Origin of the sequence: Actinomyces sp. ICM58, from assembly GCF_000283035.1 — a bacterium.
Lineage (GTDB): Bacteria > Actinomycetota > Actinomycetes > Actinomycetales > Actinomycetaceae > Pauljensenia.
In genome coordinates this window covers 22173-40903 of record NZ_ALIY01000061.1, presented here as the reverse complement: position 1 = coordinate 40903, position 18731 = coordinate 22173, and the positions used below count along the sequence as shown (strand labels likewise).

The 18731-nt window shown below is 67.5% G+C and carries 13 protein-coding genes; 7 read left to right on the top strand and 6 right to left on the bottom strand.

The window, feature by feature from the left end:
• Positions 1-41: 41 nt before the first annotated feature.
• Positions 42-2756 (bottom strand): valine--tRNA ligase, encoded by a 2715-nt coding sequence (gene valS, locus HMPREF1138_RS03210; RefSeq protein WP_009056397.1) that lies wholly within the window; start codon positions 2754-2756, stop codon positions 42-44.
• 225 nt (positions 2757-2981) lie between these two features.
• Here valS and HMPREF1138_RS03205 point away from each other — a divergent pair, with 225 nt between their 5' ends.
• Positions 2982-4334: a M20/M25/M40 family metallo-hydrolase gene (locus tag HMPREF1138_RS03205; protein ID WP_009056436.1), complete on the top strand. Its 1353-nt coding sequence runs from the start codon at positions 2982-2984 to the stop codon at positions 4332-4334.
• 66 nt (positions 4335-4400) lie between these two features.
• Here HMPREF1138_RS03205 and HMPREF1138_RS03200 read toward each other — a convergent pair whose 3' ends face one another.
• From HMPREF1138_RS03200 to HMPREF1138_RS03190, 3 genes are all read right to left on the bottom strand, one after another.
• Positions 4401-5765 carry a Na+/H+ antiporter family protein gene (locus HMPREF1138_RS03200; protein ID WP_009056396.1) on the bottom strand — a complete coding sequence of 455 codons (1365 nt, stop codon included), beginning with the start codon at positions 5763-5765 and terminating at the stop codon, positions 4401-4403.
• Between the two features lie 75 nt (positions 5766-5840).
• The gene (gene proC, locus HMPREF1138_RS03195; RefSeq protein ID WP_009056420.1) at positions 5841-6647 is read right to left on the bottom strand and encodes a pyrroline-5-carboxylate reductase; all 807 of its coding nucleotides are present in this window, start codon (positions 6645-6647) and stop codon (positions 5841-5843) included.
• Between the two features lie 162 nt (positions 6648-6809).
• On the bottom strand, positions 6810-8654 hold the full coding sequence (locus HMPREF1138_RS03190) for a helicase HerA-like domain-containing protein (RefSeq protein ID WP_009056419.1): 1845 nt from the start codon (positions 8652-8654) through the stop codon (positions 6810-6812).
• Between the two features lie 206 nt (positions 8655-8860).
• On the opposite strand from HMPREF1138_RS03190, the gene HMPREF1138_RS03185 reads away from it, so the two are divergent.
• The 5 genes from HMPREF1138_RS03185 (at position 8861) to HMPREF1138_RS03165 (ending at position 16071) form a co-directional block, all read left to right on the top strand.
• Positions 8861-9598 (top strand): ComEA family DNA-binding protein, encoded by a 738-nt coding sequence (locus HMPREF1138_RS03185; RefSeq protein WP_238318597.1) that lies wholly within the window; start codon positions 8861-8863, stop codon positions 9596-9598.
• Between the two features lie 20 nt (positions 9599-9618).
• Positions 9619-11145, top strand: a complete 1527-nt coding sequence (locus tag HMPREF1138_RS03180) for a ComEC/Rec2 family competence protein (RefSeq protein WP_009056443.1) — start codon at positions 9619-9621, stop codon at positions 11143-11145.
• Positions 11146-11354: 209 nt separating this feature from the next.
• The gene (holA, locus tag HMPREF1138_RS03175; RefSeq protein ID WP_009056405.1) at positions 11355-12332 is read left to right on the top strand and encodes a DNA polymerase III subunit delta; all 978 of its coding nucleotides are present in this window, start codon (positions 11355-11357) and stop codon (positions 12330-12332) included.
• A gap of 57 nt (positions 12333-12389) precedes the next feature.
• On the top strand, positions 12390-14138 hold the full coding sequence (locus HMPREF1138_RS03170; RefSeq protein ID WP_009056448.1) for an ABC transporter ATP-binding protein: 1749 nt from the start codon (positions 12390-12392) through the stop codon (positions 14136-14138).
• Between the two features lies 1 nt (position 14139).
• Positions 14140-16071 (top strand): ABC transporter ATP-binding protein, encoded by a 1932-nt coding sequence (locus tag HMPREF1138_RS03165; RefSeq protein ID WP_009056435.1) that lies wholly within the window; start codon positions 14140-14142, stop codon positions 16069-16071.
• Between the two features lie 280 nt (positions 16072-16351).
• On the opposite strand, the gene rpsT is transcribed toward HMPREF1138_RS03165, so the two are convergent.
• Both rpsT and HMPREF1138_RS03155 read right to left on the bottom strand, forming a co-directional pair.
• Positions 16352-16618 carry a 30S ribosomal protein S20 gene (gene rpsT, locus HMPREF1138_RS03160; protein WP_009056395.1) on the bottom strand — a complete coding sequence of 89 codons (267 nt, stop codon included), beginning with the start codon at positions 16616-16618 and terminating at the stop codon, positions 16352-16354.
• Positions 16619-16879: 261 nt separating this feature from the next.
• Positions 16880-17536: a type II toxin-antitoxin system PemK/MazF family toxin gene (locus tag HMPREF1138_RS03155; protein WP_009056427.1), complete on the bottom strand. Its 657-nt coding sequence runs from the start codon at positions 17534-17536 to the stop codon at positions 16880-16882.
• Positions 17537-17690: 154 nt separating this feature from the next.
• Between HMPREF1138_RS03155 and HMPREF1138_RS03150 the strand changes: the two genes are divergently transcribed.
• Entirely contained in the window at positions 17691-18710 is a 1020-nt protein-coding gene (locus HMPREF1138_RS03150; RefSeq protein ID WP_009056415.1) for a hypothetical protein, read from the top strand.
• Positions 18711-18731: the final 21 nt, after the last annotated feature.

Genomic DNA, 18731 nt, shown 5'->3' with positions numbered 1-18731 from the left:
CGTGGTGTTCCACGGGCGGCCCCCCAAGGCCAGCTTAAGGGTCAGGCCTTCTTGCGCTTGGCAGGAGCCTCGCCCAGCTCGAAGGACTCGACAACGGCCTCGGTGGCCTCAGTGTCATCGGAGGCGGCCACGGTCAGGGCGCCCACTGCCTTCGATGCGGCCTCCAGGTCGCCCTTCACGGACTCCAGGGCCTCCACCTGAGCCTGCGGGGCGCGCACCGTCACAGCCAGGAACGGCGTGCGCGGCGACACCTTCGCCTCAGACTTCACGCGGCGCAGTGCGATCAGAGCAGAGGACGCGGCCTCCAGCACCGAGGGATCGCCCTCGACGCCGGCCAGGTCCGCCACCACCGGCCACGGGGCGGTGTGCACGCTTCCCTCGCGGTACCAGCTCCACACCTCTTCCGTCACATACGGCAGGTAGGGGGCCAGCAGGCGCACGACGTTATCAATAACGATCGCCAGAGCCGCACGGGCAGACGCGGCCGAAGCCTCGTCCCACGCGCCATCACGGTTGTAGGCGCGCTCCTTGGCCAGCTCCAGGTAGTCGTCGCAGAACGTCCAGAAGAACGACTCCGTGACCTCGAGCGCGCGAGAGTGCTCGTAGGATGCCAGGGCAGCCGAAGCCTCGTCAATGACGGAGGCCAGCGCCGCCAGCACCGAACGATCCAGCGGCACCGTCACCAGCGCCGGATCCAGATCGATCGCCGCGCCCTCGCCGCCCATCGTCAGGGCAAACTTCGAGGCGTTCAGCACCTTGATCGCCAGGCGGCGACCAATCTTCATCTGCTGCTCGTCGAAGGCCGCATCCAGGCCCAGGCGAGCCGACGCCGCCCAGTAACGCACGGCATCCGAACCGTACTTCTCCAGGATGCCCATCGGGGTCACGACGTTGCCCTTAGACTTGGACATCTTCTTGTGGTCCGAATCCAGGATCCAGCCCGACAAGCCCGCGTGCTTCCACGGGAGCGCACCGAACTCCAGGTCCGCGCGCACCACGGTCGAGAACAGCCACGTGCGGATGATGTCCTGGCCCTGCGGGCGCAGATCCATCGGGTACGTGCGAGCGAAGAGGTCCTCGTCATCCAGCCAGCCACAGGCCAGCTGCGGGGACAGCGAGGACGTCGCCCACGTGTCCATGATGTCCAGCTCGCCCACGAAGCCGCCGGCCACGCCGCGCTGATCCTCCGTGTAGCCCTCCGGCACGTCCGTCGACGGATCAACCGGCAGAGCAGCCTCAGACGGGGTGATGATGTCGTCATAGTTGACCTGGCCGTCCGCGTCCACGCGGTACCACAGCGGGAACGGCACGCCGAAGAAGCGCTGACGGGACACCAGCCAGTCGCCCTTCAGGCCCTTCACCCAGTTCTCGTAGCGCACGCGCATGAAGTCCGGGTGGAACTCCAGCTCGCGGCCGCGGCCGATGAGCTCCTCGTTCAGGTCCGCTCCCGAGGACGGGTTCGTCCACGCGCGGCCACCGTTACGGATATACCACTGGCGCGAGGTGACGATCTCGAGGGGCTTGTCGCCCTTCTCGAAGAAGTTGGTCTGACGCATCGTCTTGGTCGGCTCGCCCTTCAGCTCGCCCGACTCGCGCAGGGCGGCCACCACGGCCTCGCGCGCGGAGAACGTCGTCTTACCGGTGATCTCGGCGAAAGCCGCGCGGCCCGCATCGGTCGTGATCCACTCGGGGGTCTCGGTGATGATGCGGCCGTCCTTGCGCAGGATCGCGCGCAGCGGCAGCTCCAGGTCACGCCACCAGTCAATGTCGGTCGTGTCGCCGAAGGTACAGCACATGGCGATGCCCGCGCCCTTGTCCATCTCCGCCTCGGGGTGGGGCAGGATCGGCACCTCGACGCCGTACACGGGGGAGGCGACCGTCGTGCCGAACAGCGGCTTGTAACGCTCGTCGTCCGGGTGAGCGATCAGGGCGACGCAGGCGGCTAGCAGCTCGGGGCGCGTCGTCTCGATGCACACGTCCACGCCGTCCTCGACGGGCGCGCCGGCGGCGGCAGCCTTCGCGGCGGCCTCGGCGTCGGTGATGTGGAAGGCCAGGCGGTGGTAGAAGCCCGGGTACTCGCGGCTCTCCAGCTCAGCCTGGGCGACCGCCGTCTGGAAGGTGACGTCCCACAGGCCCGGGGCCTCGGCCTGGTAGGCCTCGCCGCGCGCCAGGTTACGCAGGAACGCAGCCTGGGCGACCTTGCGCGCACGCGCACCGATCGTCTGGTAGTTCTGCTTCCAGTCCACGCTCAGGCCCAGGTAGCGCCACAGCGCCTCAAACTGAGCCTCGTCCTCGACGGTGAGGCGCTCGCACAGCTCCACGAAGTTCTTACGGGAAATCGGCTTTTGGTCGCGAGCCTTGATCGACTTGCCGTCGCCGCCCACGTGCGGGGGCTCAAAGTCGGGGTCGTAGGGCAGCGTCGCATCCACGCGCACGCCGAAGTAGTTCTGCACGCGGCGCTCGGTGGGCAGGCCGTTGTCGTCCCACCCCATCGGGTAGAACACGGACTTACCGATCATGCGCTGGTAGCGGGCCACGACGTCGGTGTGCGTGTAGGAGAACACATGGCCGATGTGCAGGGAGCCGGATACCGTCGGCGGGGGAGTGTCGATCGAGTACACCTGCTCGCGCGTCGCGGTGCGGTCAAAAGCGTAGGTGCCCTGGTTTTCCCAGGCCTCACCCCACTTGGCTTCGAGGCCTTCGGGGGCGGCGCGGTCGGGCACGCGAGGCGCCTGCGCACGGGTGTTCATGGCCATAATTGAGTTGTCTCCATCCGAGTCGTGGACTGTTTGCCCCACTAGCGTACTTTTGTGCGGGTACGCCGGTCCAACGCAGCGCCGACGCAGCGGGTGCGGGTTGCTCACACGGGCCGTTACAAAAGTTCCTCTCGTGGCGCGGTCGGGTGAAGTGAAGCGCGCGGGGATACCGTGGTGTCAGGCAGGGGAACCGGGACGAGGCCTCCTCGGGAAAGGGGATCAACCGTGAGCACGCAATCGCTGGGCGAACAGACCGTGGACCTGTTGGCGCGCCTGGTGCGCCTGGGCTGCGTCAACGACTTGACCGCCGATTCGGGCGGGGAGGAGCGAGCCGCCGACCTCCTTGAGGACTTCTTCGCCGATCTGCCCGTGTCAATCGAACGGATCACCCCGCACCCTGGGCGCACCACCCTCGTAGTCACGGTCGAGGGTGCGGATCCGCGCAGCGGCGGCACGCCCCTGACCCTCATGGGGCACACGGACGTCGTGCCCGTCGATGAGGCCAAGTGGACGCGCGATCCCTTCGGCGCCCAGATCGAGGACGGCGTCATGTGGGGGCGCGGCACGGTCGACATGCTCCACCTGACCGCGGCGATGGCCGTCGTCACCCGCGAAGTCGCGCGCCGCGCCCAGGACGGTAATCCTCCCGCGCGTTCTCTGGTGTTCGTGGCCGCCGCAGACGAAGAAGCACGAGGAGGGCTCGGCGTCCCGTGGATCGGTGAACACCGGCCGGACGCCTTCCCCTGGGAGGCGGCCCTATCCGAGATGGGAGGGGCGCGCATCGTGGGAGCCAGGGGAGGGGAGAGCATCGTCATCGTCGTCGGCGAAAAGGGGGCCGCCCAGCGCCGCCTCCACATCCGCGGCGACGCCGGCCACGGCTCGGTGCCGCTGGGCCGCACGAGCGCCGTCGAGCGGCTCGCACAGGTGAGCGCGGCGCTGTCCTCCGCTCGCTGGCCCGCCGCCACGGACGAGGTCTGGGCCGGCTTCGTGCGCGCCTTCGAGTTCGATGCGGCGACCGAAGAGAGCTTGATCCACGGAACCTACGAGGGCGACTACTCCGAGTTCGGGGACCTGGCCGCCTACGCCCACGCCGTCTCCCACGTGACCGTCGCCCAGACCGTGGCCCGCTCGGGCGGGCCCATCAACGTCATGCCCTCCCACGCCACCCTCGAGCTGGACATCCGCACGCTGCCCGGCATCGACGACGATGATGTGGACGCCGCCATCACCGCGGCCCTCGGCGACCTCGCCGAGCACGTGACCATCGAGCGCCTCCTCAGCGAGCCCGCCACGGCCTCGTCGATCGACACCGGCCTGTACCGAGCGATCGAAGCGGCGCTGAGTCGACGCTACCCGGGCGTGCGCGTCGTCCCCGTCCTCATGCCCGGTGGAACCGACCTGCGTGTGGCCCGCAGGCGTGGGGGCATCGGATACGGGTTCGGGGCCTACGACAGCGGCGCCAGCCTGGGCGACGTCTACGCCCAGCTCCACGCCCACGACGAACACATCGCCCTTGCGGACGTGCGCGCGACCGCCGAGGTGCTGCACAATGTCACGACCACCTACCTGGGCGCATAACGAGGCCGGGGCCAGGTCACGTGAACAGTGAACCCAGCCCCGGCCTCGTCAATGAGAGCGACGGTATTACAGGACCATCGCCGCGATCCAGCCACCGATCAACAGCGGAATGTTGTAGTGGATGAACTCGGGGATGACCGTGTCCCGCATGTGGTCGTGCTGACCATCCACGTTCAGACCGGCTGTCGGGCCAAGCGTCGAGTCGGACGCGGGAGAACCGGCGTCGCCCAGCGCGCCCGCCGTGCCGATGATCGCGACCGTGGCGACGGGGGAGAAGCCCAGCGCTATGCACAGGGGCACGTAGATCGCGGAGATGATCGGCAGGGTCGAGAAGGACGAGCCGATGCCCATCGTGATGACCAGGCCCACCAGGAGCATAATGACGGCGGCCAGCGCCTTGGAGCCGTTGAACATCGCGGAAGTCTGCTGGACGAGGGGCTCAATCTGGCCCGACGCCTTCAGAACCGCGGCGTAGCCCTGCGCGGTGATCATGATGAGGCCGATGAGGCTCATCATCTTCATGCCGCCACTGAACACGTCGTCGGCCTGCTGCCACGGCACGACGCGCATGGCGAGCATGAGGCACAGGCCCACGAGGGCACCCACGAGCAGCGGGTCGGCCTCGGAATCCATCTTGGTCAGGACAGCCTGGATGACGAAGCATGCGACGAGGGCCACGACGGCCGCCCAGACCTTCTTCATGTCGACGGGCTTGTTGTCGCTCTTGCTGAATTCCGTCTCGCGCTGCTCGTACTCGCGCGGCTTGCGGTAGGAGACGAACAGGGCAATGAGGCAGCCCACGGCCATCGAGGCGGCGGGGATCGTCATGGCGGCCATCGGGTTGACGATGCCCTCGACAGGCAGGCCCGCGTCCTCAATATTCTTGTAGAGAATGTCGTGCAGGAAGATACGACCAAAGCCAATCGGCACAAACATGTAGGTGGTGACGATGCCGAAGGTGATCGCACAGGCGACCAGGCGGCGGTCCATCTTCAGCTCGTTCATGACGCCGATGAGCGGGGGTACCAGCAGCGGAATGAACGCGATGTGAATCGGGATGAGGTTCTGGCTCATCACGCCCATGACGAGGACTCCACCGAGGATGCCCCACTTCGCGGAGCGAGCCACGCGCGCCGAGTTAGAGTCGTCAGCGTTGCGCAGCTTAGCGATGATCCAGTTCGCCAGCAGGCGCGGCAGGCCCGAGTGGGCCACCGACATTGCGAACGCGCCGAGCAGGGCGTAGGACAGGGCGATCTTAGCGCCGCCGGCGAGGCCATCCTGGAAGGCGACCATCGTGCCGGATATACCCAATCCGGCCACCAGGCCGCCCACCAGCGAGGCGACGAAAAGAGAGATGACGACGTGCACGCGAGCGATGCTGAGGGCCAGCATGACAATCACGGAGAGCACGACTGCGTTGAAAAGCAACATGAGCGTTCCTGTGTTGAGGGTGCGCGAAAGCGCCAAATAAGGGGGAGATAAGCCGCGTCGCGGCAGGGTGTAGTGTCAGCCGAGATGGGAATCGGCGTGGATGGAGGCGTCGACGGCACCTACCAGTGCACTCGACAAACCACCTTCCTCGGCGGCCAGCAATCCTGCGATCGTGGTGCCGCCGGGGCTCGTCACCCGGTCAATGAGTTGCGCGGGGATCGTGCCCGCCTCGCGCTCGGCGAGGAGCAGCGCGGCCGACCCCACCATCGCCTGCGCCGCGATCTCGACGGCGCTGTCCTTGGACAGCCCGTACTTGAGGCCCGCGCGGGCGAAAGAATCAATGATGTGGAAATACCAGGCCGGAGAGCACGAGGCCAGGGCCTGGAAAACAGGGAAATAGTCCTCGTCGATGAGGACGGTACGCCCAACCGAGTTCATGAGGTCGCGCACGGCGTTGACCTGATCGTCGGTGGTGCGGGTGGCCGTCAGGGCCGTCATGGACTGCCTGACGGTGGCTGCCACGTTCGGCATCACGCGAATGAGGGGAATGCCCGAGCCGAAATCCTGCGTGATTTGGTCGAGGGTACGCCCGGCGGCCAGGGACACGACGCACGCGTCGGGGCGACCGACCACACTGGGGGCTATCTCCTTGATGACCGCGCGCTGATCCTTGGGCTTGACGGCCAGGATGACGATGTCGGCCTGGCGGGCCAGGGACACGTTCGAGGACGCGGCGGTCGCGCCCAGCTCGTCGGCCAGGTCGCAGGCCTTGTCGGGCGTGCGGTTGGAGAAGATCAGCGTCGCGGGATCGACACCGGACGCGACGGCACCGCGAGCGATGGCCTGGGCCATGGCTCCCGTCCCGATAAATCCGATGCGCATGAGGGGCTCCCCGCGTGTGTTGGTTACTTGCCACGCAGCCTACCCGCATTTTGCCTGCGCTTGGTGCAGTGGTCGCACTGTGAGACGAGGCCGGGGCGAAGGCACCTGAAACGGCGACCTCAGCCCCGGCCTCGTGAGGGGGAAACGGCGAGAACGTGCGCCTCAGCGCTTGCGCGTCCCGAAGATGGAACGGGTGATCTCGCGTCCGGCGGTGCGCAGTACCGACCCGAGGGCGTTTTCGACCTGGCGTGCGCGACGCTCGGCGGCGCGCTGGCGCGCGGCCTCCTCGCGTTCCGCCTGCTTGTCGGCCTGGCGGCGCAGTCTCTCCATTTCCTTCTGGCGGGCGGCCTCTTCCTTGGCGGCGGCCTTCTCCGCTTCCTTTGCTGCCTTCTCAGCCGCCTTCTCGGCCTCCTTGCGGGCCTTCTCCTCCTCCTTGGCGGCCGCCTCCCGCGCGGCTGCTTCCTGGCGGGCGGCCTGGGCCTCCTCCGCGCGACGCGCCAGCTTCTCCTCGGCGGAGTCCGGGTTCACGGCGTCACGGTAGCGTCCCATGATGGCGCTGGACTGGTTGATGCGGGCGATCGTGTCGGCGGAGGCGGGGCCCATGACGGAGGCGGGCGCCCAGATGCCGACGGGGGTGACCGGCGTCGGGTTACCCTTCGGGTCCAGCACCGTCACCACGGCCTCGCCCGTGCCCAGCGTCGTGAGAACCTCGTCCAGCTCGAGGCTGGTTGTCGGGAAGGTCTGCACGGTCGCCTTCAGCTTCTTAAAGTCGTCGGGCGTGGAGGCGCGCAGGCCGTGCTGGATGCGCGAGCCCAGCTGTGCCAGCACGTCGGAGGGGATGTCCTTGGGGGTCTGCGTCACGAAGACGACGCCCACGCCCTTGGAGCGGATCAGGCGCACGGTCTGGACGACCTGGCGCTCGAACTCCTTGGTGGCGTCCGCGAAGAGCAGGTGGGCCTCGTCGAAGAAGAACACGAGCTTGGGGCGGGGTGCGTCGCCGACCTCGGGCAGGGTCGCGAAGAGGTTCGCCAGCAGGAACATGATGACCGCGCTGACCAGGGCCGGGCGCGAAGAGATATCGCCGACGCCCAGCAGGGAGATGATGCCCCGGCCCGTTGAATCGGAGCGCATCAGGTCGGCGGTGTCGAAGCCGGGGGCCCCGAAGAACTGGCCGCCGCCCTGGGATTCGAGGGCGGTCAGGGCGCGCAGGATAACGCCGGCGGTGGCCTTGGAGAGGCCGCCGATGGTGGCCAGCTCCTCCTTGCCTTCATCCGACGTCAGGAAGGAGATGACGGAGCGCAGGTCCGGCAGGTCCACGAGCTCCAGGCCCTGGCCGTCCGCCCACGCGAAGATCAGCTGCAGGGCCTGCTCCTGGGTCGTGTTCAGGGACAGGGCGCGGGCCAGGAGGATCGGGCCGAAGTCGGAGACCTCGGCGCGCACGGGTACGCCCGGGAACTGCGAGTCCGCCCCGCCCAGGCTCAGCAGCTCGATCGGGAACGACGAGGACGCCCACTCCTGACCGTTGGCGGCCGTGCGGGCTAGGAGCTTCTCGGAGCTCGCGCCGGCCTCGCCCAGGCCCGTGAGGTCGCCCTTGACGTCGCACAGGAGCACGGAGGAGCCCGCCGCCGACAGCCCCTCGGCCAGGAGCTGCAGAGTGCGGGTCTTGCCCGTGCCCGTCGCGCCCGCGACCAGGAGGTGGCGGTTGAACATGGGCACCGGCATCGCCGCGCTGACGCCGGGCACGCGCGCGCCGCCGTCGATCAGCGTACCGATCGTGATGGCCGGGACATCCCACGAGTAGGCGGCCAGAATCTGGGTGGCGAAAGCGGACAGGTCGCCGCTGGGGGACGAGGCCGGGGTGGTGGGAGCCGCGGCTGCGGAGCTGGCGGCTTCGAGCTGGAGACGTAAGGCTTCGGCCTTCGCGCGTGCGGCTTCGGCCTCGGCGGCCTTCGCTGCCGCCTCTGCTGCGGCGAGCTGCGCCTTGAGGTCCTCGATGTTCTCACTCATGGTGGTGTCTTTCGGGGCTGGGGCGCATCGCGCCCGGGGCTTCGTCGTTACTGGAACAGTATCCCTTGGGACGTCTGTCTCACGCTCGTTCAGGGAGGTCATCGCGCTGTGGCGTCCATCCACAGGCCCACTGGCCGCGTCGCAGTTATCCACAGGGGCACGAATCCGGCGCGACACCGGCGGCGCAGCAGGCATAGCGTCGACGAATGAACCCTCCACGATGGCTCGCGCGCCGCAGGATGGCGGCCCTGACCAAGGCCGTCTACGACAGCGCGCTGCAAGAAGACGAACCACCCGAACCCACTGCCCTGCGCCTCCTACCCGGAGGCGCCACCGCGGCCGCCCTCCTCATCGTCCTCGTCCTCCTCGCCTGTATCGGCGTGTGGCGCCACGCGACGGCCGTCGAACACGCCGCCGCGCGGGAGGCCGAGCAATCCGCTCACCAGGAAGCCGACACGCAGGAGCAGGGGACCCAAACCCCCACCAGCCGAGGTGCCAACACGCCGACCAACACCCCCGCCACCGACCAGGTCATCGTCTACGTCTCGGGGGCAGTCACAACCCCCGGAGTCCTCACCCTGCCCGCCTCCTCCCGCGTCGTCGACGCGATCACCGCCGCTGGCGGAGCACGCGAGGACGCCAACCTCGACACGATCAACCTCGCGCGCCCACTCGTCGACGGAGAACACATCCACGTCGGACTCATCGGGGAACCCGAGACAACCACAGCACCAGGCGAAGCCCCCACGCAGGCATGCGTGCGCCTCGACACCGCCACCGCCACCGACCTGCAAACACTGCCCGGAATCGGCCCCGCCCTGGCCTCCCGCATCATCGAGTACCGCACAACCCACCCCCACATCTCCTCCGTCGACGCGCTCGACGAGGTGCCCGGCATCGGCCCCAGCCTCATCGAAAAAATACGACCCGGGGTCTGCCCATGACCGAAGTCAGGGCTCCACGCATGGTCGACCTCCGCCTCATGCCCACAGCGATTGCCGCCTGGGCCGCCAGCTGGTGGGCTACCGCCCACCCCGTCCCCTGGCCACTCATCGCCGCCTGCGTGCTCGCCGCTACCGCATGCGCCGCCTCCTACGCGTGGATACACCGACACGCCCGACCTCCCCGGCACGCCCTGACCCCGCCTCGATCCCTCCGCCTGGCCTCCGCCCTCCTCCTCACCGCCAGCGCCTGCGCGCTCGCTGTCTCGTCGGCGGCGGGCCGCTCCTACCAAGCCGATCCCGCACACACGGGCTCCGGGCCCATCCACGCGAAGGTACTCCTGATGCGCGATCCCGCCCCGGCCTCGTCGGGACTGTCGACGAGGCGCCGAGCACGCGTGAGGATCCTCGCGGTCGAGGTGGGGCAGCGGTGGCTGACCTCCGGCGCCACCGCCCTGGTCAGCGCTCCCTCATGGCGGGACGCAGCACGCGGCGATGTGTACGAGCTCGATGGGACCCTGGACACCACATTCGCCGCAGAGGCGCCATCCGTGGGGACGATCCGAGCCCGCAACGCCCGGCTCATCGAGCGCCCCGGCGGACTCGACGCCTGGAGACGCGACACGCACAGCGCCTTCGCGGACGTGTGCCAGACCCTGCCACGCGACGCACGCGGACTCGTCCCAGGAATGTCCATCGGCGACGACCGACTGGTGCCATCCGACCTCGCCGACGCCATGACAGCCACCTCCCTGACACACCTGACGGCCATATCCGGCTCCCACATCGTCATCATCCTGGCCACCCTCAACCTCCTCCTGCCCGCGCGCAAGCCCCTGCGCGTCGGAGCAACGATCCTCGTCCTGGCCACCATCGTCATCCTCGTCGGCCCCGAAGCATCCGTGCTCCGATCCGTCTGCGTCGCCTCAGTCGCCTCCCTGGGCCTGGTGCTCGGGCGCGAGGGACAAGCCATCGCGGCGCTGTGCACGGTCGTCACCGCGACACTCCTCATCGACCCCTGGGCCTCCCGATCCTACGGATTCGCGCTGTCCGCGCTCGCGGCCCTGGCCGTCGTGGGACCCTGCGCCGCTCTCGCACGAGGGGTCAAGCGGCGTGTCAGGGGCGACACGCGGGTCGGGAAAGCCCTGCGCCGCCTGGCCGAACTGGTGTGCGTGCCCGCCCTGGCCGAGCTGTTCACCGCGCCCCTCATCGTCTCTCTGTCCGGAACCGTCCCCGTGTGGGGGATTGGCGCCAACGTCGCCGCCGAGCCCGCCGTGCCCGTGGCTACGCTCGCGGGCCTGTCGGGTGCCCTCCTCGCGCCGATCAGCCCTCCCATGTCGAGCGCCTGTGCGCGCGTTGCCTCCTGGGCGACCGGCTGGATCGCTGGAGCCGCGCGATTCTTCGCCGGGATGCCCAGAGCGGGGATTCGGGTGCCCGGCGGGGGAACGACACTCCTGAGCATCTACGGGTGCGCGGGACTTGGATGGGTGGCGTGGCGGGCGTGGAAACGCTGGGTGTTGCCCCTCATGGACGAGGCCCGGGACCCGTGAGCGGCTCGGCGCGGCCAGCGCGGGGTAGGGGTATCTCGGCGGGGTATCGCCCGGCGTGCCCCGGCTCCTTGACGCGATGTCAACGCGCATGGGGCACGAGGTGGTGACACCTGCCACGACTTGTGTCCGCCCAGGGCCAAGGCGGACGCAGATGAGCGCCCGCGGTGGCAGACTTAGGGAGTTACCATCGCGTCGAAAGGCAGGAAGACGTGGCAGCACGCGGATCTCGACCGGCGGCACCAGCCCAGATCACGCTGGCCCCCATCGTGTTGATTAAGGGGCCCGAGGGGCTCCTCGTCGACCGCGCCCTCGACCGGCTGCGCGCCCTGGCCTACCAGGCCGACCCGAACCTGGAACGCACGGACATCAACGCCGCCACCTACCAGGCGGGGCAGATCGACGTCATCGCCTCACCCTCCCTGTTCGGCGAATCCCGCATGGTCATCATCCGGGACCTGGAGACCATGAGCGACGCGCTCGCCGCCGACCTGATCGCCTACGCGGCCGCCCCCGCGCCCGACGTATGGATGTTCCTGGCCCACCCCGGCGGCAACGCCCGCGGCAAGAAAGTCACCGACGCGATCGCGAAGGCCAAGTGGCCGGTGATCCCCGCCGACCCGCTGAAAAACGACCGCGACAAGCTGGCGCTCATCGCCTCCGACGTGCGGGCCGCCCGTCGGCAGATGGACACCGAGGCGCAGCAAGCCCTCGTCGACGCGCTCGGCAACGACCCCCGTGCCATGGCGGGCGCCCTGTCTCAGCTGCTCTCCGACGTGAGCGGGCGCATCACACTCGAAGACGTGCGCCGCTACCAGGCGGGTCGCGTCGAGGCCACCGGCTACGACGTGGCCGACGCCGCTGTTGCCGGCAACTCCGCGAAAGCCCTGACCCTCGCCCGGCACGCCTTTGCGACCGGCATCGCCCCGCAGGTGCTCGTCGCAGCCCTGGCGATGAAGTTCCGCGCCATGGCGAAGGTATCCATCGGCGGGGCCGCCTCCGCTCTCAAGATGGCGCCCTGGCAGGTCGACCGGGCCCGGCGTGAGCTGCGCGGATGGTCCGACGCCTCCCTGGCCGGCGCATTCGGCGCCATCGCCACCGCCGACGCCGAAACGAAGGGTGCCTCGCGGGACCCGCAGCGCGCCATCGAAAAAGCCATTATCACCATCTGCAGGCTGCACGGGCGCTGAGAGCTGCTCCGGTCTCGTCGATGAAGCGACCGAAACCCGAAGGAACTGAGGAGATACATGAAGACGATTCGAACCTTGCTGGGCCGACTGCGGGAGTTCACAACTCCCTCGATCCTGACCCCGCTGTTCATCATCGGGGAGGTCATCCTCGAGTGCCTGATCCCGCTGACCATGGTCTCGCTGGTGGATGCACTCGATGGCGACACGCTGACCCCCGTCCTTCGCCTGGGCGCGATCCTCATGGGCCTGGCCTTCGCCTCGCTGACCTGCGGAATCCTGTCCGCTCGCTTCGCGGCGACCGCGTCGGTGGGCCTGGCCAAGAACCTGCGTCAGGACCTCTTCTTTAAGGTGCAGGACTTCTCCTTCGCCGACATCGACCGCTTCTCCACGTCCTCGCTGGTCACCCGCATGACGACCGACGTCACGAACGTCCAAAACGCCTTCGGCATGATGATCCGCATCGCCGTGCGCGTGCCGCTCATGATCATCTTCTCCATCGTCATGGCGTGGCGCATCAACTCGTCGATGGCTCTCATCTTCCTGGGAATGGTGCCGCTGCTCGCCATCATCCTGGCGGTCATCGTGCTGGTCGCCTTCCCGATCTTCCGTCGCATCTTCAAGAAGTACGACGCCCTGAACAACTCCGTGCAGGAAAACGTCGCCGCGATCCGCGTGGTCAAGTCCTTCGTCACCGAGGAACACGAGACCACCAAGTTCCGCCACGCCTCCGCCGACGTGCGCAAGGACTTCACGAACGCTGAGAAGCTCATCGCCCTCAACAGCCCCGTCATGATGTTCTTCATCTTCGCCGCAATCACGGCCGTCGACTACGTGGGCGCCTCGATCATCGTGAACTCGGGGGCAACCGAGCTGACGAAGGGCGGCCTGACCGCCCTCATCACCTATGGCATCCAGATCCTCTCCCAGATGCTCATGCTCGCCTTCATCTTCGTCATGACGACGATGGCCGCCGAATCCGCGCACCGCATCGCCGAGGTCCTCACCCACGCCCCCTCCCTGACCTCTCCGGCCGGCGGGGCCACGGACGTCGCGGATGGCTCCGTCGTCTTCGACGGCGTGTCCTTCAAGTACTCCCAGAACGCCGAAGAAAACGCGCTGTCCGACATCAACCTACGCGTCGAGTCCGGGCAAACGCTCGGTATCGTGGGCGGCACGGGCTCCTCCAAGACCTCGCTCATCCAGCTGATCTGTCGACTCTACGACGTCTCCGAAGGTTCCGTGAAGGTCGGCGGGCGCGACGTGCGCGACTACGACCTGGGCGCCCTGCGCGACGCCGTCTCCGTCGTCCTGCAGAAGAACGTGCTCTTCTCCGGCACCATCAAGGACAACATGCGCTGGGGCAACCCGGAGGCCACCGACGAACAGATCGAGCGCGCCTGCAAGCTCGCCCAGGCCGACGAGTTCATTCAGCAGCTGCCCGGCGGCTACGACTACGTGGTCGCGCGCGGCGGCACCAACGTCTCTGGCGGCCAGAAGCAGCGCCTGTGCATCGCACGCGCGCTCCTGAAGACCCCCAAAATCCTCATCCTGGACGACTCCACCTCCGCAGTGGACACCAGGACGGATTCGCTGATTCGAAGCGCCTTCGAGACCGAGATCCCGGGCACGACGACAATCATCATCGCCCAGCGCCTCTCCTCGGTGAGCCACGCCGACCAGATCATCGTGCTGGACGATGGCCGCATCAAGGAACGCGGCACCCATGAGGAGCTGATGGCGGCGGGCGGGGAGTACCGCGAGATCTACGAGTCCCAGAACGCCGCGAGTGAAAGCGAGGTGGCCTGACATGGCACGCGCGCGCAACTCCCGGATCGACGATGGCGAGAAGCTCGAAGGCATCGATCGTCCCTTCGGCCGTCTCCTGCGATACGTCTTCCGTCACTACCCGGTGCGCATCAGCCTGACGGTCGTGTGCATCATTACGTCCGCCGTGGCCTCGGCGGTCGGTTCGATCTTCATGCAGCAGATCGTCGATAATGTCGTGACGCCGGGCCTCGAGTCCGGCTTCGACGCGGTGCGTGGCACCCTCGTGCGCCTCGTCGTCACCATGGGCGTCATCTTCAGCGCCGGCGTCATCGGTAACTTCATCTACACCCGCGCCATGGCGATCGTGACCCAGGGGACGCTCAAGCACATGCGAGACGACATGTTCGACTCCATGGAACGCCTGCCCCTGCGCTTCTTCGACACGCACCCGCACGGCGCGATCATGTCGACCTTCACGAACGACACGGACGCGATACGCCAGCTGATCGGTCAGTCGATCCCGACGCTCATCCAGTCGGGCCTGACCATTGTCGTGCTCATCGCCACGATGCTCTACTACTCCGTGTGGCTCTTCCTCGTCGTCCTCGTGGTGGGCGCCCTCATGGCGTTCCTGACCGGAAGGCTCGGCGGGCTGTCGGGTCGCTTCATGAAGGCCCAGCAGGCGGCCCTGGCGGACGAAGAGGGCTTCATCGAAGAGATGATGGACGGCCAGAAGGTCGTCCAGGTCTTCAACCACGAGCAGGACGCCAAGGACGAGTTCGTCGAGTACAACCAGAAGCTCTTCGACTCCTCGCAGAAGGCGAACGTCTACGGCAACGTGCTGATGCCCGCCCTGGGCAACATCGGCAACATCATGTACGTCGTCATCGCGATCGTCGGCGGCGTCATGATCCTCGAACAGACGCCGAATATTCACCTTATCGGCATCGACGTCATCACGGTCGGCATCGTCGTGTCCTTCCTGGGCATGGTCCGTAACTTCTCGCAGACGATCGGACAGATGTCGATGCAGGTGCCCATGATCGCGCTCGGCATGGCGGGCGCGGGGCGCGTGTTCGCCCTCATCGACCAAGAACCCGAGGAAGACCACGGGTACGTGACACTCGTGAGGGCCCGCGAGCTGCCCGACGGCTCGGTCGAGCCGACCGAGGAACGTACCGGAATCTGGGCCTGGCGTCACCCCCACCAGGCGGACGGCACCGTCACGTACACGCGCCTGCGCGGCGAACTCGTCATGGAGGGCGTGGACTTCTCCTACGATGGCAAGAAGGAGGTCCTGCACGACATCTCCCTGTGGGCGAAGCCGGGCCAGAAGATCGCTTTCGTGGGCGCGACGGGCGCCGGCAAGACGACGATCACGAACCTGATCAACCGCTTCTACGACATCGCCGACGGCAAGATCCGCTACGACGGCATCAATATCAACAAGATCCGCAAGTCGGACCTGCGTCGCTCCCTCGGCGTCGTCCTGCAGGACGTCAAGCTCTTCACGGGCACGGTCATGGACAACATCCGCTACGGCCGCCTGGACGCCACGGACGAGCAGTGCATTGAGGCCGCGAAGCTGGCCAACGCGGACTCCTTCATCCGGCGTCTGCCGGACGGATACGACACGATGCTGACGGGTAACGGCTCCAACCTGTCCCAGGGGCAGGCCCAGCTGCTGTCGATTGCCCGCGCCGCCGTGGCCGATCCGCCGGCGATGATCCTGGATGAAGCGACGTCTTCGATCGACACACGCACCGAGGCGCTCGTGCAGGCGGGCATGGACAACCTGATGGAGGGACGCACAGTCTTCGTGATCGCCCACCGTCTCTCGACGGTGCGTAACTCGGACGCGATCATGGTCCTGGAGCAGGGGCGCATCATTGAGCGCGGCAGCCACGACGACTTGATCGCTCAGAAGGGCGTGTACTACCAGCTCTACACGGGTGCCTTCGAGCTCGACTAGAGTTCGCGAAGCTCCTTCGCTCTGCCCCGGCCTCGTATTGACGAGGTCGGGGCTTCGTCATGCGCGCAACGCATCGGATAGGGGCTGTGCGTGAGCCGTGTGGCGCAAGGAACCAACGAGCGTGGTCGTTGGCGACGTCTGCGTGAGTGGGCGGCGTAGGCGCGTGGAAGCCTTCGGGGTGGTTCCTAAACGCCTGCGCACGCGATGGGGGAGAGGGGGTATACGACAGCGGGCCGCCCCGAAGGGCGACCCGCTATGCGTCAAACGAAAGCGTCTGCGATCAGTCAGCGATCGAGGCGACGCGACGAGCAAGCTTGGACTTGCGGTTCGCGGCCTGGTTCTTGTGGATGACGCCCTTGGAGACGGCGACGTCCAGCTTGCGCGAGGCAACGCGCAGGGCGGCCAGAGCCTTGTCCTTATCGCCGGCCTCGACGGCCTCGCGGGTCTGGCGCACCAGAGTCTTGAGCTCGGACTTCACGGACTGGTTGCGAACGCGGCGCTTCTCGTTGGTGAGGATGCGCTTCTTCTGGGACTTAATGTTTGCCACAGTCGGATTTCTCCTTGATGTATGTCTGACAGGGTCGGTGAGGGCTGTGTCAAGACCGGGACTTAGGCGTGGGGACACCCGCAAACGGTCCTAACCAGACCCCCTGCCCGACCAGGCCGGGAGTCCAACGGCCAAGCATACCAGCAGCGGGGCCCCGCGTCATGCCCCGATGCCCGCCAATGCCTCGTAAGGTCGGTCACGTGGGTACGGTCGCCGGGGCGTGAGCGCCCGTCGCGGCCGGTGCGTTGTCGTTGTGGCGCGTTAGCCGCCGTGGGTGCGGTGGTGCTCCTCGAGCGCGTCGACGATGCGTCGCCAGGTGACCTCCGGCAGGATCGAGCCTTCGCGGCGCACGTCGGTGGCCTTGACCCACAGGGCGCGATCGAGGCGCACCTCGGAGGGGCGGCCCTTCGGGTCCCACGCGCCCGATCCGATGTCGAACCAGTAGCGTCCGGCAGCGGCCTCCTCGGCGGCGTCGCGCGAATGGTCCTTGCTGGTCAGCTGCAGGAGGTAGACGCCCTCACCCTGGGCGCCGATGACGACGGCGGGGCGGTCCTTGCCGACGGACGTGTCCTCCTGGTAGGGCACCCATGTCCACACGACCTCGCCAGGGTCGGCGTCGCCGTCCATGATCGGCTGGTAGGAGGCGTGGGCGAGCGCGTCGGCGATGCTGGCTTCGCGGATGGAGGTGCGGGGGCGCTTCGAGGTCGCCGGATCCTGATGCTGCGAGGAGCCGTGCGGGCGCGAACGGTCGGAGGGCTCGTGGGGGTGGGTTGGCGTGCTCGTGGTCGAACGAGGCCGTGGGGCGTTCTCCTGGCGCGTGGCGGTCGTGTCCGTGGTTGAGGGGTCGCTGCTCGACGAGCTCAGGGTCGAGATGAACTCGGCGAGAGCGCGCACAACTCCGGTGACGAATGAATTCATGGCACCAGCATACGTGAGCCGAATCGAACAGCAGTTATCCACAGGTCCGTCGAAGACGCGAGTTATCCACAGGGTCCGTTCGGGCGCGTGACAGTCGGTGCGTTTAGGTGTCACTCTGGATGTGTTCGCGGAACAACTTCCTACTGAAAGACAGGTGACAACGATGTCGACCGCAACGATTCATGGAATGACCGTCTCCCTGGACGCCTTCGGGCGCCCGAGCGATGCCCCGGCACCAGAGGCGGACATGCAGGCCCGAGCCTGCCTGGGGGCGGCCCTTCGTAGTGCCCAATCAGGGAGGCTGGAGTGCGCCCTCGATCACGCGCGCGACGCCTTCGATAACGAGGGGGCCTCGATCGAGTTGCGCCTCGAGGCCGCCAAGCTCTGCATCGACTGGCACGCCGCCCTGGGCGCCTTCGGGCAGTGCCGCAAGGTGGCGGCCGACGCGGCTCGCCTCGGTGCGTGCTACCTCGAGCGCGACCATCCGCTCATTCTCATGCTGCGTAACTCCGAGGCCTACTGGCTGGCCGTTCTGGGGTGCGAAGACATGGCCGCGCGCAAGTTCTCCGCCCTGGTGGCCGACGTCAAAAGCTGCCCGAATCTGGATCCTCAGCTGGCATTCGCGATCCGCAACAACTCCGCCATGCCGTGGAAGAGCACTGGCAAGTGGGCGAAAGCCGCGCGCGTGTACCGCGAGCTCCTGGCCGACATGGAACCTCAGTGCGAGGCGGAGGATATGACGGTGCTGACGGTGCGCGACAACCTCGCCGAGGTCTTGTCGGCGGACCGCCAGTACGAGGAGGCTCTCCACCTGTACGAGATCAACATGGAGGCGCTGCTGCGCATCACCGACCGCGGCGATTGGAGGGTGTTGCGGCTGCGCAACGAGATCGCGCGCAACACCTGGATGGGCGGGGATCGGGAGGCGGGGGAGGGCCTGTGGACGGTCCTTGCCGAGGACTGCCGCAGGTACCTCGGGGACCGTGACGAGTTCACGGCCCGCATTCGAACGATCCTGCTGATGCTGGCCACCCTGCGCGGAGACGAGGAGAAAGCCATGTCGATCGCCCGCAAGCTCCAGGCCGACCATCCCGACGACTGGGACGAGTGCGACATGAGCGAGGCTGTGGCGTTGCTCGCCGAGGTTGGCATCACCGGGGAGGATTTCCGCTAGCGGTGTGAGGCTGGGCTCCTG

Coding starts and splice junctions, on each gene's coding strand:
- valS (WP_009056397.1), bottom strand. CDS start 2,756: ATGGCCATGAACACCCGTGCGCAGGCGCCTCGCGTGCCCGACCGCGCC.
- HMPREF1138_RS03200 (WP_009056396.1), bottom strand. CDS start 5,765: ATGTTGCTTTTCAACGCAGTCGTGCTCTCCGTGATTGTCATGCTGGCC.
- proC (WP_009056420.1), bottom strand. CDS start 6,647: ATGCGCATCGGATTTATCGGGACGGGAGCCATGGCCCAGGCCATCGCT.
- HMPREF1138_RS03190 (WP_009056419.1), bottom strand. CDS start 8,654: ATGAGTGAGAACATCGAGGACCTCAAGGCGCAGCTCGCCGCAGCAGAG.
- HMPREF1138_RS03185 (WP_238318597.1), top strand. CDS start 8,861: ATGAACCCTCCACGATGGCTCGCGCGCCGCAGGATGGCGGCCCTGACC.
- HMPREF1138_RS03180 (WP_009056443.1), top strand. CDS start 9,619: ATGGTCGACCTCCGCCTCATGCCCACAGCGATTGCCGCCTGGGCCGCC.
- HMPREF1138_RS03170 (WP_009056448.1), top strand. CDS start 12,390: ATGAAGACGATTCGAACCTTGCTGGGCCGACTGCGGGAGTTCACAACT.
- HMPREF1138_RS03165 (WP_009056435.1), top strand. CDS start 14,140: ATGGCACGCGCGCGCAACTCCCGGATCGACGATGGCGAGAAGCTCGAA.
- HMPREF1138_RS03155 (WP_009056427.1), bottom strand. CDS start 17,536: ATGAATTCATTCGTCACCGGAGTTGTGCGCGCTCTCGCCGAGTTCATC.